This window comes from Chitinophaga sp. (genome assembly GCF_017745275.1).
In the GTDB taxonomy this organism is placed as follows: domain Bacteria; phylum Bacteroidota; class Bacteroidia; order Chitinophagales; family Chitinophagaceae; genus Chitinophaga.
Map to the genome: position 1 here is coordinate 732,346 of NZ_JAGHZS010000007.1, position 14,549 is coordinate 746,894.

A 14,549-nucleotide genomic window follows, 5' to 3' on the forward strand; every position below is an offset into this window, starting at 1 on the left:
TCATTTTAACCCGATGTTATTTTTAGGGGATACGGGGATTTTCACGGGTCGCCCAACCGGGGCTACCCATTATATTTGCTTTACTATCATTGCAAACCCTATTTTTTATGACAGCTCCTCTCATTCCCTCAAAAAGCGTCAACGCCTGGATCTACCTGGACGAAGACGAGCCAAAAGGCACCGGTTACACCACCGTCAACAGTAGCTACCAATCCCTCGTCAACAACAACGTATATCAAAATACAGACATGCTGATGGTCTGTTTTTTTGCTGTATTCCTGGATCCTGGTGGCTACTATACCATCGACATCGGCAATGCTTCCACGGTGCATCCGGATGGCTCCACCACCGCGCAATACCTGCAATATGTAATACAGGATGCGCGTGCCCAGAATCCCGACGTAAAAATTCTGGCTACCATCAATTACAACACCAACACGCTGGCACAGATCTTTTCGTCCGATTCCAGCCAGTGGCCTACGGAAGCCGCTAATTTTGCGGCTAACGTCACCAACTATCTTACGCTTAATCAAATGAATGGACTGGATATCGACTGGGAAGGCAGCTTCTCTACGGCCATCACCCCACAGCAATTCAGCATTCTTTTCAATGCCATCCGGCAGGCTTTTGATGCCACTACCGGCTCCTACCTGTACCTGAGCCTCTCGCCAGCCAACGTGGGTAACCTGGACGTGGCTACCATGAACGCCTGCTTTGATATTGTGAACCTGCAATTATACTCCGGCTTCACGTTCGTGAATGACTTTGTGGATATTGGCATCAACCATTTGCTGATGGCTTATGGCGCCAAATTTGAATCGAACTATCAAACCGCCAACAACGCCTGGCAGCAGGCACAGGCCGGGTTTAAGTACAAGGACACTCAGTATGTCTACAATAATATTACCCAGTGGCGACTCAATTCCAACAACTATGAATATGAACAGAGCCAGCAAATACTGCTGTATCAATTCGCCTATGGGACTTTCTCTTCTTCCTTTAACGACGGCACCATTGTGAGTAAGGCCGGCAACCCACCGATTAGCAATCTTGCTGTGAACAGCGGCGAAGTACTCGATGCCCTGCAGGCAACCAACACCTGGATCACCAATGGTACCACCAATGTGCTGGGCCTGTTGCAACATGGTGGTAATGGCGGTCATAGCCAAACTATCAACCTGGCACCCGGAGAACTCATCACGGAAATATCCGGCTACAGCGGCGTTTGGTTTGGCTGGCAGGTAACTGCACAGGTAACGGTTAAAACCAGCCTGGATAAGACATATGGCCCATTTGGCACCATGAATAATGTATCTTCCCCTACCCCTTTCAACTATACTGCACCTGATGGTCAGAGCATTGTAGCCTTCATTGGCCAAACCATCCAGGTACCCGTAGCAGGTGGCGGAACCACCATGGTGGTAGCGGCGCCTTTAACGGTTAGCTTTGGATAAGCCGGCAGATGAACTGCTGATTGTGACAATTATTTTCTATATTCGTCACCATCAGCAATCAATCTATTATATGAAAGGATACGCTTTATTATTCGCATTATTCGCCTCGATCTCCGGCTATGCCCAGAATACGATCAACAGCTACAAGTATGTACTGGTACCGGAAAGATTTAACTTTTCCAGGGAAATAAACCAATATGGATTAAACACACTGACGAAATCACTGCTGGAAGAAAAAGGATTTGCCGCTTATATTGATAACACAGAAATACCCAAAGAAATAGCCAGCAATCGCTGCAATGCGCTGACCACTGAAGTAGTGCAGAAAAAAGGTCTTTTTGTGACCAACCTGACGCTGATCCTGAAAGACTGTACTGGTAACATCATTTTCAAAAGTAAAGAAGGTAAGAGCCGGGAAAAAGAATTTGCTACTTCTTATAACCTTGCGTTGAGGGATGCATTTACATCACTGAATGACGTGCCTTATGCGTATGACGGCACCAATCATAGCGTGTCACAGGCATCTGCAGTGGCACAGCCAACAACACCTGCACCTGCAACAATTCCAGCTGCAGCTCCAGCTACCACACCAGCGGTAGCTGAGGTGAAGGAAGCAGCAGGTACCTTGTATGCACAGGCAACCGCTACTGGTTATCAGCTCATTGATACATCGCCTAAAAAAGTGTTGACACTGTTTAAAACTTCTGCGCAGGATTATTTCATCGCCGAGGGTGCAGACAGTCATGGTATTGTGCTGAAAAAGAATGGCGACTGGTACTTTGAATCTTACAAAGATGGCAAGCTGATTTCTGAAAAGCTGCTGATTAAATTTTAAGCCGTACGGCGTTCGAATTACGAATTACGAATTACGAATTTGTGGGTAGATGGTAAACGCAAATGATAACTTTCGCTATTGTCTCCCCACAAATCCGTAATTCGTAATTCGCAATTTTTTAAAGGGCCTGGCGCTTCATCCAGTTCTCCTTCGTCAGCTCAAACTTAATTTCCTTTTCCCCGTGACAACCTACCTCCTGCCAGCCGGTCATCCGGTAAAAAGTGGCGGCCCTCGTACCAGGACTGGTACCTAACCAGATATAGTCTTTTCCCCTGGTAAAAAACCAATCGAGCATCAGGCGCTGTAATTCCTTTCCGATGCCATTCCCTTCATATCCGGGCAGCAGGAACAATGCCCATACATTGTCTTCCCAAACATCCACTACCGCAAAACCAACAATACGTTTATCTACCTCACATACCCATCCCTGGCCCCTTTCAGTTAAGAACGAGATATAATCGTCTGTTGTGATCAGGTTGGGGTCAGATAACCTGTTTTCTGTAACTGCTGTTCTAACAGCATGTATCTGGGGAATATCTTCGATGGTGGCTACTCTAAATTTCATGATAGTGGTATTACACATAGCCCGAAAATACAATTAAAAAAGGGAAGCCGCCTGCTAAGAGGCGGCTTCTTTACATCCCACATAAAATTATTTGTTGCCAGTAGCTTAGTGCCAGAACCGGGCGTTGGTATTATGTCTTCTGAATTTCCTGACTGCCTCGAAGTTCTTTTTAAGCTGGGAAGTCTGTTGTGGATTTTTAGCAGCTTCGTAGGCGCCAACTGATTTAAACGCCATCACCATGTCATAGTCCATGGCTACCTGTCCCTGATCGAATGGTACGTTGCCGTAATTATTCCGGAACCATAATTTCCATTTAGGGCTGCCGGGCGTGTATACAAACAAAGTATCGTTCGGGAAAGGACCTGGTAACAGGAAAGACACGAACGTATCCTGTGCGGGGCTATGGCAGCTCATACAGGACGAGAGGGCCAGGTTATTGTATTTCTTACCGGTGTTAATATCAAATGCTTCCTGCGCTACGGCACCATCATTGGGACCGCTCAGGCGGCCACCCCAACCTAATGTTTCCCGGCTGTATTCAGGAGCCAGTTTGTTGATGATGGTTTCTTTCAGTGGCGGATAAGGCGGTTGCAGCGGACTATTTACATCCGGATCATTGCCCCACATAGCGCCCAGTGGCACCATCTTATCCCAGAAAGACTTACCAGGTTTAAGTTTGTCGTATACAAAAGTAGAATACACCCATCCCGTTTGCGGAGACGTAGCACTATCCTTCACTATAATATCCATCTGGAAGAAGCTTACCTTCCGCATCTGGTATCCCAGGCGGGGATCGGCTCTTGTAGGAATGGTATCATATACATCAAAAGTTTGTGCGCCGTCCATAGGTGACCAATCGGGGCCATTCACGTTGGAAAATGCCAGCTTCACAATCACGCTGCCTTCTTTAAACTGTGCGGCATCATTCATCAGGTTCACTTTCTGACCTGTTTTGCCCCAGATTTGTCCGACCGTATACGCAGCAATGGAATCATACAATACCAATGCATAGCCGGCTTCCGCCTCTTTTAATGTTTTAAACATATTGGCCGGGTTACCATTTCCCAGGTAAGCACCCAGGATCGCTTCGCGTTGTGATCCCAGCCAGGGTTCATTAAACCAGCCGTATTTGGCGGATGTCCACGTAGTATTGCTGGTAAAGAAAGGTATTACACGGGGAGCAATATAATTCTTAAGGGAATCCATATACGGAAATACATTCGAAGAGTCGATCGGATGCCCGTTCAATGCGCGGCGCCAGGGAGGATCAACAATAGGTGTAAAACTGGTCGGATAATCATGACTGAGCACAAACAAGGGGGCAGAGTACTGTTGTTTGGATGGTACGGAGTCCCGGTGATTCATGAACGCACCTTCTGTAAAAGAAACATTCTCCTCCGACTGGGTGCCTGTTTCTTTTTTGTTGTTGCTTGCGCAGTTATAAGCGAATACCACCAGGCCAAATAGGGTAAACACAAGACCGGTAACGCTGTACTTTCTTTTCATAGCTTGAAGAATTTTGGTTAAAGCAATAATGAGTGAGATGTAAAAAGTTATTTTGAGAATGGGGGAATAAACTTGCTTGCAGATCCGTTCGTATCACACGATATCTAAATATAGGCTAAAAAAACAAATTATCCGCATTTTAATAGTTAGCAATGCCAATCACATCTCCCTAAATGCCCTGAATACGGGATATTCCCGGCATCAGGGAAAAATCCCTATCTTCCTCCCCGGGTAAAAGTATATTATGACAGATTTTGATTTACTCCGGCAACATGTGGCACAATACGTTCCCATCACCGATGTGGAATTTGAACAGTTTACCGCGCTTTTCCACCCGAAAAAAATAAAGAAGAAAGATTTTCTTTTGCGGGAAGGAGAAATTTGTAAATACGAGGCGTTCGTCATCAAAGGCTGCTTCCGCATTTACTATTCCGACGACAAAGGAGATGCACAGATCCTGTACTTCGCGGTAGAGAGCTGGTGGGCAACGGACATCGACAGCTTCACCAACCAACGCCCTTCCCTGCTCAATATTGAGGCATTGGAAGACAGCGAGGTACTGGTGATCAACAAAGCGGATAAAGACAGGTTATATGAAACCGTGCCCAAAGTAGAAAAGATGTTTCGTATTATGAACCAGAAGTCGCTTGTTACTTTCCAGCGCCGGGTTATTTCTTCTTTAGGCAAAACAGCGGATAAACGTTACCTGGAATTTATTGAAAAATACCCGGCGCTGGAGCAACGCCTTAGCCAGCAACAGTTGGCGGCATATCTTGGTATCTCCCATGAATTTTTAAGTAAGATCCGGAAAAAGTTATCCGGTAAATAAATAAACGCGTGCATTTTTTGAACTAGTTCAAATTCCGGGAGCGCAGGGCCAGCTACTTTTGAAGTCTAAATGACAACAACATGAAAGCAGCACTGCTCATTATTGACGTACAAAACGATTATTTCGAAGGGGGCGCCCATGTCCTCGTAAATGCCGCGGCAGCCGGCCAACAGGCGCAACAGGTGTTGCAGCGCGCCAGGCAGCAGCACCTACCCGTGATTCATATCCAACACCTGGCGGTGAACGAAGGCGCTGATTTCTTCCTGCCAGGTACGCCCGGTGCAGCCATTAACGCCTGCGTAGCGCCATTGCCGGGCGAAACCATCGTCACCAAAAATTATCCGAATAGCTTCAGAGATACTTCCCTGCTGGCACAGTTGCAGGAACAGGGCATTACGCAGCTTTATATCTGCGGGATGATGACGGATGTTTGTGTGGATGCTACCGTGCGGGCGGCCATGGACCTGGGCTTTACCTCTACCGTGATCGGCGACGCCTGTGCTACCCGCGACCGGGAACTATATGGCACACCTGTAAAAGCAGCTACTGTTCAACATGCCTACCTCGCAGGGATGACGGCGTTGAATGGATTGTATGCGCGGGTAATTACTGCGGCGGAATTTATATAAAGCAACAATCCTCCGGAACCTTGCAGATTCCGGAGGATTGTAAGTATACCAGGTATTATTTTTTGGGCGCATGCACCGCTTCTATGGTGGCTTTTATTTGCGCACGGAATGGTTCATACGATTTTGCTGTACTTAATTTCTGCAGGTAACCGGCTACTACGGCGCCTGTTTTGGTATTGCCGTGTTGTGCTACAAAGGAAGTATACTCCTGCCTGTTTTCCGGTACCAACGACGTAAGATCTTCCTGCCTGTCGAAAGCCGGTGTATTATCTTCCCCGAACAAATAATCTATGCAATACCATTCATATAGTTCCTTCGCAGCGGGCGCCAGTGCGCTGTTCGGATAGGTGTCCAGGAATTTTTCCCAGTTGAGGGCCCTGGTACCTATCAATGAAAACGGCACGGCTAATCCGGCATCAGCGCTGTATAAAACAGTATCTTCATCTGCTTTCAACTGCAGGTAAGCCGTATAATCCGGTGGCAGCGAAGATTTAAACAAGTGCGTGTAGAAATCAGGTACTGCCCGTAAGTCCGTGTAGCCTTCTCCTACTTCCCATGGCTCAATACCGGCGGTAGCCAGCAACCTGATGCGCGATACTACCTGTGGAGGCGGCACAGTAATGCCTTTCTCCGGGATATAGTATTCCACGTATTTATCCAGCCAGGGGGATTCATTGTGCATCAATCCTGCAATAGCCGAATCCACATATGCGGACAACGACAGATACATTTTCACGGCGGTAGCGGTATCCATGCTGGCCACTTGCCTGCTGATGGCCTCTCTCCTGCGAACCAACTCCGCAATGTAAGCTTCTGTCGGCAGGCTATCGGGAACAACGGTGTTGTTAACCACCGGCGAATCCTTGCGGACAACGGCGGCGACGCTGTCTTGCTGATTGCCGGCTTTGCGGTCGTTTTCATGGCAACTGCCAAGCATCATGAGGGGAATCATGCATACCAGCATCCATTGCCGGAACTTCATAGATATGTTACTCATAGTACAAAATGGAATTAACGTCACGTATATACGAAAACGCAAGATAATGCAAACAACGATATATCGGCTGGTGACGTTAAAATAAACTGCCTTGCACTACGGCCGGTGGCATCGTAGGCGGAAACACTCCTACAATCGTAAACGGCTGCTTTGAACTGGCGTGCACATTTTGTGTAGTCCCCAGGAAAAAGTGCAGATCTGTGTTCCGGGCATATTCCTGCAGGTATTTCTTTCGTACCTCATGAATGGCTTTCTGTTCCTTATCAGCGCCGTTGAACTTCTTCAGGCTTTTCCAGTATAAAGACGCCAGTTGCCAGTCTTCTACAAGCAAAGTAATTTCCTTATTTTCCTGGTCCACAAACCGGTAAGAAAATTTATATGGCAGTTTGGGCATGACTTCAAACGGGTCTTCCGGTTGCTCAAATACTTGTCCGTAGTTCGTTTCAGCATATAGCTTAGATCGCCGCTCCCGGCTCCACTCCCGCTCTGTTTCTTCTACCTCAAATCCCAGTATGCGGGTTGGTTTAAATACAACCAAAGAAGTATAAAAGGCTTCGTGTTTAGATTCTACAACAAGGGTAGACAGGTTACGATAAATATTTTTCAGAACAATTGCTTTCCGATCGCTCCAGTGGTCTGCTTCGCCAAGGTGACCAATTTTTTTTACCGGTGCATCTGGTACTACAGGACTGAAACTTTCCAACCTGAAATCCCGGTTACTCCGCACCAGGTCAAATTCTACCCAATCGTACAGCTGATATTGTTCGTCGTAAGTTTTTTTTGTAAAAGGAATGGGGTATATCCTGATAAAAGTACCATCTTCCCTAAAACCTCCCAGGCTCAATTGCTCATTATAATGGGAAGATAATGTAGGATATGCTTTAACAGTAATCAACACTTTCGTCAACGGCATGCGCAATAGATTTAAAACATCCGGCAAAACTAGGTTAATCGTTGAAAATAAAAAAGTTACCTTAGCTTTTAGCAATTACCCATTAGGGATTCCATGACTTTCTAACTACTAAGAGCTAACTGCTAAAAGCTAAAAAATGATTTTTGTAGAAAGCGAATTTGCCACTTTGCAACGCGTGGTACTGGCCCAATCAGAATTTGGATTTCCGCTGCAACCCCGGCCGGAAGACCTTCGTTTCCTGACGAAAGAAGCCATCACAGAAAATATGCAGCATAAGGGACAGGACTATAGCGAAGCCTTCCCCGACCTGCAACAACAGTGGGAAAAAGAAAGAGCCAGCTTACAAGCGGTACTGGAAAAATACGGGGTAAAAGTATATCGTCCGCGGAAACTCACATTGGCTGAAAAGGCCGCCGCCGGCAATGATGGTTATTCCAATTTCTTTGTAAGGGATCCATTCTTTACGGTGGGGCCTTGTGTAATAGAAGGATCTATGCGCTTCCTGCACCGCAGGAATGAAGTATTGCCGGTGCGCGATATTATGCTGGCACAGGTATACCCGGCCGATTGTGTATATGCAGCAGTGCCACGACCGGCAATTGCCGCGCCTGATGACAGCACATTGGGCCCCGGGCCATTCCTGGAAGGCGGCGATGTATTGGTACTCGGGAAAAAAGTTTTTGTTGGCAGCTCCGGCCTCGCCTCCAATCCGCTGGGCGCCCAATGGCTGCGTAAATTTTTACAGCCCCTTCACTACGATGTGGAAATAGTAAAACTGGATCCTGGCATCCTTCACCTGGACTGCGCGCTGGGCCTTATCCGCGAAGGTCTCATGGTGATTTGTGAAGATGCATTTGTGGACGGTATACCTGCTGCACTGAAAGACTGGAAGCGGATTAATATACCTATGGAAGAAGCCACCACCCTGGGTACTAACGGACTACCCATCAGCGCACAAGTGTATATTACAGATCCGGCGTTTAGCCATATCGGTGAGCAGGTTGCGGCACACGGCGTAAAAGTGGAATATATCGATTTCAGGATCAGTCGCAGCTTTGGCGGCTCGTTTCGCTGCAGCACACAACCTTTGCTTAGAAAACATATTTAAGCCCCCGTTCTTCTTATATTTGGAACTGGCTTTATTGTTATGGAACGTATTCAGTACTTCAGGCAATTTCATCCTATCAGTGATGCAGACTATGGCCTGCTCACGGAACAGTTGCAATCCCGCTCGTTTAAAAAAGGAGATTACATCACCGTACCCGGGCAGGTGCAACGCGATCTCTACTTCGTGAATAATGGCGTACAGATGGCCTATTTCGATAATGGTGATAAAACCTATGTAATCAGCTTCAGCTACCCGCCTAACTTATGCGCCATTGCAGAATCGTTTTCATTCCAGGTGCCTTCCCGGTACTATCTCACCTGTTTAACGGATAGTGTTCTTGAATATATTTCCTACGAACAATTGCAACAACTGGTGGACCAGTCGCAACAAATAGAACGGCTGTTTCGCCGCATGACCGAAGCCATGTTTGCCGGTATGATAGACCTCCATATAAACCTGCGTGCACTGACCATTGAAGAACGTTATAAAACGTTTTGCCAGAAAACCCCGCAGCTACTGCATTTGGTGCCACATAAATACATTGCCTCTTACCTGGGAATAGATCCTACCAATTTCAGTAAGCTATTTAACCAGGTGAAGTTCTGAGGTTGGTGTATACCAAGATTGGTTTGCCATGGGCTTGCGACCTTTACAACCACGCAAACAATACTGCTATGACTACCACTCACTATGCCCACGTCAACGGGCTGGATATGTACTACGAAATACATGGAACGGGCCAGCCATTACTGTTGCTTCCCGGCGCTGTATCCGGCACCGGCACTGCCTTTGGAGCACTCATCCCGTTGTTATCGATGCACCGCCAGGTAATTGCGGTGGAATTCCAGGGTTATGGCCATACCGCCGATATTCCCGACCGGCCGCTTTCTTTTGAACAATTTGCGGCAGATGTGATTGCACTATTACAAACGCTGCACATTGAGCAGGCCGACATTTTCGGGTACAGCACCGGCGCCGGCGTAGCGTTGCTGGTGGCCATGCAGCAGCCCGTGCTGGTGCGCAGGCTGATCCTCGCCTCCATTACCTGGAACAGCAACGGGCGGCATCCGGGCCTCCGCGAACTGGAGCAACTGCTCACCGTGGAAGCCATGCAGCGCACGCCGTATGCTGCAGAATACCTGAGCACCGCGCCGAGGCCACAGGATTGGCCCTTACACCTGGCGAAAGTTACTGCGTTCAATCAGCAACCACCCAACTGGTCCGCCGATGAGATCCGGAAAATAACGGCTCCGGCATTAATCATTGCCGGAGATGCAGATATTGTGCGGCCCGGTCATGTGGTTGAATTATTTAGATTACTGGGTGGTGGCGGCATTGGAGAGTTTGGCTTGCCGGCCTCCCAACTGGCGATACTACCTGGTACTATGCATACCGCGCTGACGAAAAAAACAGATTTGCTCATGGCCATGATTCCGGCTTTCCTGGATGCAGAGGTTGCCGTGAATGAATAACTACTCCTTCCGTCAACATATACCATTAAACAAAAAGCGTTACACGGATGCTGCCGTGTAACGCTTTTTGTGCTTAATATACGGATCGTTTATTTACCGCCATTTACCGGGTTGCGGCGCACCTCACCGCCACCGGGAAGTTGTACAAAATAACTGGTTCCGTAAGCATTCCCCGGGCGGAAAAAGTCAGTGGAAATAACCTGGGCCCCGCTTTCAAAAGTAGCTTTGGCGCGCGTTTGATCGTTTACTTTCGCTTCATAGGTGTCAATATCCGCACGTGCTCTGACCATATAACCCTCTTTAACGTATTGTTTGATTTCCTCCTGTCTTAAGATCGCATTGTCCAGCAGGAAAAATGCGGCATAGCTATCCTTTTCAGCAGACTGCACAAACATGATTCTTTTTTCAAGGTTAGGCCTGTTTTCTACGTATGGGGTGCGTAACTCCATACCCGCAGCAGAAGGCAGTAACAGGAAAATAAACTTGCCCCTGGCCGACTTTACGGTAGGCCAGTTTTTAGCGAGTACCGCTTCTTTCAGGGTAGCATAATTACCACGTACATCGTCTGGCGTAATTAATTTATCTCTGCCCAACACACTCCCCACTTCTTCATCCAGTTCATCAAAGGCTTTTGCTGTAAAAGGCAGCACCTCGGCTGAATTGGGGAATAAAGGAATACCTTTGTCTTTGGCTTCTACCATAATGGAGATAGGCAGATGATCCGGATGTTTGTCAGACCAGTCTTTCAGCGCATGTAACGCCAGTTTCAACGTAGGATAGTGTGAGCGGAAATCGAAATCCGCCATGTGCAACACTTTGAACCCGGGCTTATCCAGATCTGTACTATCGAAAGGAAGCAGGTTCTTTACGCCCTTCTCTGCCAATGCGCGATAGGAAGCCGGATGATTAAAGCGATTGCCGGTAGGGTCATAGTACACATCTATTTCAAGGCTACGAATACCAGCATCCAGCTGCACATCAAAAGATGGATGGTTATAACTTAAGCCCTCGCTGAGTTTCGTCAGGTTGGGATGATATTCCTGGTAAGCTGCGGCTTGTTCCTTCGTGATATTCTTTGTCATCTGCGTCATCATTTTTTCCGCAATCGGATCCGCCAAAGCCAGCAGTCTAGGATCTACCGGACGCGCATAACTATTGTGGGTGCCCAATACCTGTATTTGATTGATCTTAAGTCCATCTACAGCAGCCGTCCCCTGTTTTACTTTTTGTGCGTAAACGCTACCTGTGGCCAATACTGCTACCACTGCCAATGTTGTTATCTTTTTTTTCATTTCATATATGCTTAAAGGTTAGAAAAGTTTTATGCTGGCGCCCACTTGTCCGCGGATAGAGAACCAACTGGCTTCTTCTGCCCTGCTGTAGGTGCCGTGGTAATATCGCACAGGCGCATTGGTGAGGTTATTTAATTCCGCAAACACTCTCACTTTGGGTGTAATACTGTAGGAGGAGGAGAAATCGACTGTGAAGTTCTCTGCGTACCAGCGATAATGATCCGGGCCTGCCGCCTGGCGGATCACATCGAGGTACTTTCCTTTGTAGTTGCCGGCTACTCTCGCGGTAAATTTGCCATACTCATACAGGATAGATGCGTTGAAGACATGCTTTGCCTGTTTAGGTATCACACTTTCATCTTCTACTTTCTGTCCACCGGTAAAGCGGGGTATTTTCACTTTTGAATTGGTATAGGTGTAGTTCAGATCAACGCCGAAGCCTTTCCAGAACCCGGGCAGGTTGGTGAACCGTTTTGAGAATCCTGCTTCCAGGCCGCCCAGCCAGGCTTTCTGCATGTTTACCGGTTCGCTGACCCGGTATAATACGCCATTGATATCCTGGGAAGATTCGTTGGTATAGATCAGGTCCGTTAATTTTTTGTAGAATGCCCCAAAGGTGATAGATCCCACGCCACCAAAATAGTGCTCTGCCATCAGGTCGAAGTTGTTGGAGAAGGTAGGCTTCAGATCCGCATTGCCGCGGGTGATCACACGATTGGTTTCGTCCACCGTGGTAGCGGGGTTGAGATTGTTGAAATCAGCACGCGCAAACGTCCTGGTATAGGCAAGGCGGATAATGTCATTACTGGTAGCATTTAATTTAAAGTGCAGCATCGGCAGGAAAGCGTTGTAGCTATTGTCTTGTGTCAATGGCGCTACGGTACTGCGACCAGCTTTTGTCACCACCTTATTTCCATTAAAGGTCACTTTGCTGTACTCATTTCGGAGGCCTCCAATAATGGTGATTTTATCAGATACTTTATACTCTCCCATTGCGTATATGGCATATACATTTTCTTTCCCGGTAAAATATCTGCCGGCACCGGAAGCGTTGGTAGCGGAATCTACTTCTACGGGAAACAGGCTGTATTTGGCAATTCCCGCTGGTGTGATGAGTTGCTTTACCTGGTCAATTGGCATCTGGTCAATCATTACATTCTTGTAGGGTGCATGGATGGCAGTCAGAAATCCGCCGTTATAAGGGAATGGCTCCGTGCCTATTTGTGTCAGCGTAGGTGCCTTGCCGGTGATGCCCGCCATATATATACTCAGCGGGGATTCCACCAGCTTGTCTTTGTAAATCACCTTACCACCAAATTTCAACTTCAACTTTTCGCTGGGATGATAATTCAGGTGGATGCCAAATCGTTTGTTGGCTTCCCAGTTGGTGCTTCTGAGCATCACCACCTGTGATAGCGTCATTGCATTGGGACTGATAGGTGTAGTGGCTGACAGGTGTGGCAATACCGCATCAATTTGATCTCCTATACCATTGGGTGCATCCATGGCCAGGTATTTCTTACCATCCGGAGCCAGACCATCATAGCTAACTTTTTGGGAGAAGAAGGCCATGGGATAGGAACCCGGATCTCCGAACTTAAACCTCGATTTATCAATACTCGCAGCCCAGTCCAGGTGGAGTTTGCCTGACAAAGTGGATTGCCCGCTTAACTCTGCGGAATACAGGTTCGTATTATATTTAGCGGAACGGGTAGTGATGGTGGAAACGCCGGTATTGAAATAGAAGTAATTCTCTCTTACCATTTGTACATCCTGGTATTCTGTATAAATTCCTTTGGCCTGTATTTTATGGCGGTCGTTGAATTTATATTCGATACCACCATTTAAACCTGTTGTCCGGCGACCCGCGAGATAGTCGCGCAGTTGCAGATCGGTGATGGAATACGACTGCTTGCTATCAGGATTCGAGAAATCATAATTAACATTATACCGGTCGGTGCCACTGGTACGTTTCCACACCACTGCGGAAAAGAGATAGCCCAGTTTTCCTTTGGCGATCCTGTCGCCATATACGACGGAGGCATTGTAAGATCCCTTATCGGATTGTGCATTATATCCTCCGGCAGCGTTGATGTTCAGGATCCGTTGCTGTGGCGCGGCCCTGGTAATGAAGTTAATGGAGCCTCCAATAGCATCGCCTTCCATATCCGGGGTGAGGGCTTTGGAGAGCTGTACATATTCAATCAGCTCCGAGGGGAAAATATCCATTTGAACGCGGCGGTCCGTGTAATCCAGGCTGGCAGAAGGTAAGCGGTTGCCGTTTAATAAAGTGGCGCTCCATTGAATGGGGGTTCCTCTCACGGATACATAGCGGCCTTCTCCGCCATCCCGCTCAATGGAAACCGCCTGAATTCTTTGTACAGCTTCAGCTGCATTACGATCTGGTAACTTTCCAATGGCATCGGCCGCCAATACTTCCATGATACCAGTGGCGTTTTTCTTGATGCTAATGGCTTTTACCTGCGAACCAGCGGTGGCCCCGTTGACGATCACTTCTCCCAAAACGCCCGCCGCAGGCGCTAATTCAATATCTCCGATATTATTCAGTCCTGTTTTTACGTCTATGTCGAGTGATTTGCTGGTGTAGCCCAGGTAGCGAAAAGTCAGTGTAACCTTTCCCGTGTGTTTAAGTACAAGGGTGAATTTTCCATTAAGATCAGTTTGGGTACCCAGGCTTCCGACGGTAACAGTGGCGCCGGGAAGTAACTCGCCCTTTGATACCGTTACCCCGGTGATCTGCTGCGCGTTGGCAAATACCGGTGCCAGTAAGCATACGAGTAAAAGAATCCTTTTCATTGTGCATTTTTAATTTGCACAAAGATGAAAGTTGAAGAAGGTTTGGTCGTCCTTCCCGATAAAGACGTACGTCCGGATAAATCGGGCTAGTATGATTTTATTCTAAACAACTAATAAACAATTAGTTATAAT

13 protein-coding genes are annotated in these 14,549 nt (G+C 47.4%); 7 read left to right on the top strand and 6 right to left on the bottom strand.

The genetic code is table 11. The annotated features are described in order from the left end of the window. Nucleotides 1–107 precede the first annotated feature (107 nt). On the top strand, nucleotides 108–1,454 hold the full coding sequence (locus J7623_RS22525) for a glycosyl hydrolase family 18 protein (protein WP_291924627.1): 1,347 nt from the start codon (nucleotides 108–110) through the stop codon (nucleotides 1,452–1,454). Continuing rightward, the gene (locus J7623_RS22530) at nucleotides 1,447–2,289 is read left to right on the top strand and encodes a hypothetical protein (protein WP_291924629.1); all 843 of its coding nucleotides are present in this window, start codon (nucleotides 1,447–1,449) and stop codon (nucleotides 2,287–2,289) included. Before J7623_RS22525 ends, J7623_RS22530 begins: the two co-directional genes overlap by 8 nt. Nucleotides 2,290–2,407: 118 nt before the next feature. Here the strand turns inward: J7623_RS22530 and J7623_RS22535 are convergent, their stop codons facing one another. Next, nucleotides 2,408–2,854 (bottom strand): GNAT family N-acetyltransferase, encoded by a 447-nt coding sequence (locus J7623_RS22535; RefSeq protein ID WP_291924631.1) that lies wholly within the window; start codon nucleotides 2,852–2,854, stop codon nucleotides 2,408–2,410. A gap of 105 nt (nucleotides 2,855–2,959) precedes the next feature. Continuing rightward, nucleotides 2,960–4,360, bottom strand: coding sequence for a hypothetical protein (locus tag J7623_RS22540; RefSeq protein WP_291924633.1), 1,401 nt, complete (start codon nucleotides 4,358–4,360; stop codon nucleotides 2,960–2,962). A 244-nt stretch (nucleotides 4,361–4,604) separates the two neighbouring features. Here J7623_RS22540 and J7623_RS22545 point away from each other — a divergent pair, with 244 nt between their 5' ends. Both J7623_RS22545 and J7623_RS22550 read left to right on the top strand, forming a co-directional pair. Continuing rightward, on the top strand, nucleotides 4,605–5,189 hold the full coding sequence (locus tag J7623_RS22545; protein WP_291924635.1) for a Crp/Fnr family transcriptional regulator: 585 nt from the start codon (nucleotides 4,605–4,607) through the stop codon (nucleotides 5,187–5,189). A gap of 80 nt (nucleotides 5,190–5,269) precedes the next feature. Then, nucleotides 5,270–5,818, top strand: coding sequence for a cysteine hydrolase family protein (locus tag J7623_RS22550; RefSeq protein WP_291924637.1), 549 nt, complete (start codon nucleotides 5,270–5,272; stop codon nucleotides 5,816–5,818). Nucleotides 5,819–5,873: 55 nt separating this feature from the next. On the opposite strand, the gene J7623_RS22555 is transcribed toward J7623_RS22550, so the two are convergent. Both J7623_RS22555 and J7623_RS22560 read right to left on the bottom strand, forming a co-directional pair. Then, nucleotides 5,874–6,815 carry a hypothetical protein gene (locus J7623_RS22555; RefSeq protein WP_291924639.1) on the bottom strand — a complete coding sequence of 314 codons (942 nt, stop codon included), beginning with the start codon at nucleotides 6,813–6,815 and terminating at the stop codon, nucleotides 5,874–5,876. A gap of 76 nt (nucleotides 6,816–6,891) precedes the next feature. Beyond that, the gene (locus J7623_RS22560; protein ID WP_291924641.1) at nucleotides 6,892–7,728 is read right to left on the bottom strand and encodes a hypothetical protein; all 837 of its coding nucleotides are present in this window, start codon (nucleotides 7,726–7,728) and stop codon (nucleotides 6,892–6,894) included. A 136-nt stretch (nucleotides 7,729–7,864) separates the two neighbouring features. Between J7623_RS22560 and J7623_RS22565 the strand changes: the two genes are divergently transcribed. The 3 genes from J7623_RS22565 (at nucleotide 7,865) to J7623_RS22575 (ending at nucleotide 10,308) form a co-directional block, all read left to right on the top strand. Beyond that, nucleotides 7,865–8,836 carry a hypothetical protein gene (locus J7623_RS22565; protein ID WP_291924643.1) on the top strand — a complete coding sequence of 324 codons (972 nt, stop codon included), beginning with the start codon at nucleotides 7,865–7,867 and terminating at the stop codon, nucleotides 8,834–8,836. Nucleotides 8,837–8,875: 39 nt separating this feature from the next. Further along, the gene (locus J7623_RS22570) at nucleotides 8,876–9,442 is read left to right on the top strand and encodes a Crp/Fnr family transcriptional regulator (protein WP_291924645.1); all 567 of its coding nucleotides are present in this window, start codon (nucleotides 8,876–8,878) and stop codon (nucleotides 9,440–9,442) included. Nucleotides 9,443–9,510: 68 nt separating this feature from the next. Then, nucleotides 9,511–10,308, top strand: a complete 798-nt coding sequence (locus tag J7623_RS22575; protein WP_291924648.1) for an alpha/beta hydrolase — start codon at nucleotides 9,511–9,513, stop codon at nucleotides 10,306–10,308. 89 nt (nucleotides 10,309–10,397) lie between these two features. On the opposite strand, the gene J7623_RS22580 is transcribed toward J7623_RS22575, so the two are convergent. Next, nucleotides 10,398–11,600: a Ca2+-dependent phosphoinositide-specific phospholipase C gene (locus J7623_RS22580; RefSeq protein ID WP_291924649.1), complete on the bottom strand. Its 1,203-nt coding sequence runs from the start codon at nucleotides 11,598–11,600 to the stop codon at nucleotides 10,398–10,400. An 18-nt stretch (nucleotides 11,601–11,618) separates the two neighbouring features. Further along, on the bottom strand, nucleotides 11,619–14,417 hold the full coding sequence (locus tag J7623_RS22585) for a TonB-dependent receptor (RefSeq protein WP_291924650.1): 2,799 nt from the start codon (nucleotides 14,415–14,417) through the stop codon (nucleotides 11,619–11,621). Nucleotides 14,418–14,549 lie beyond the last annotated feature (132 nt).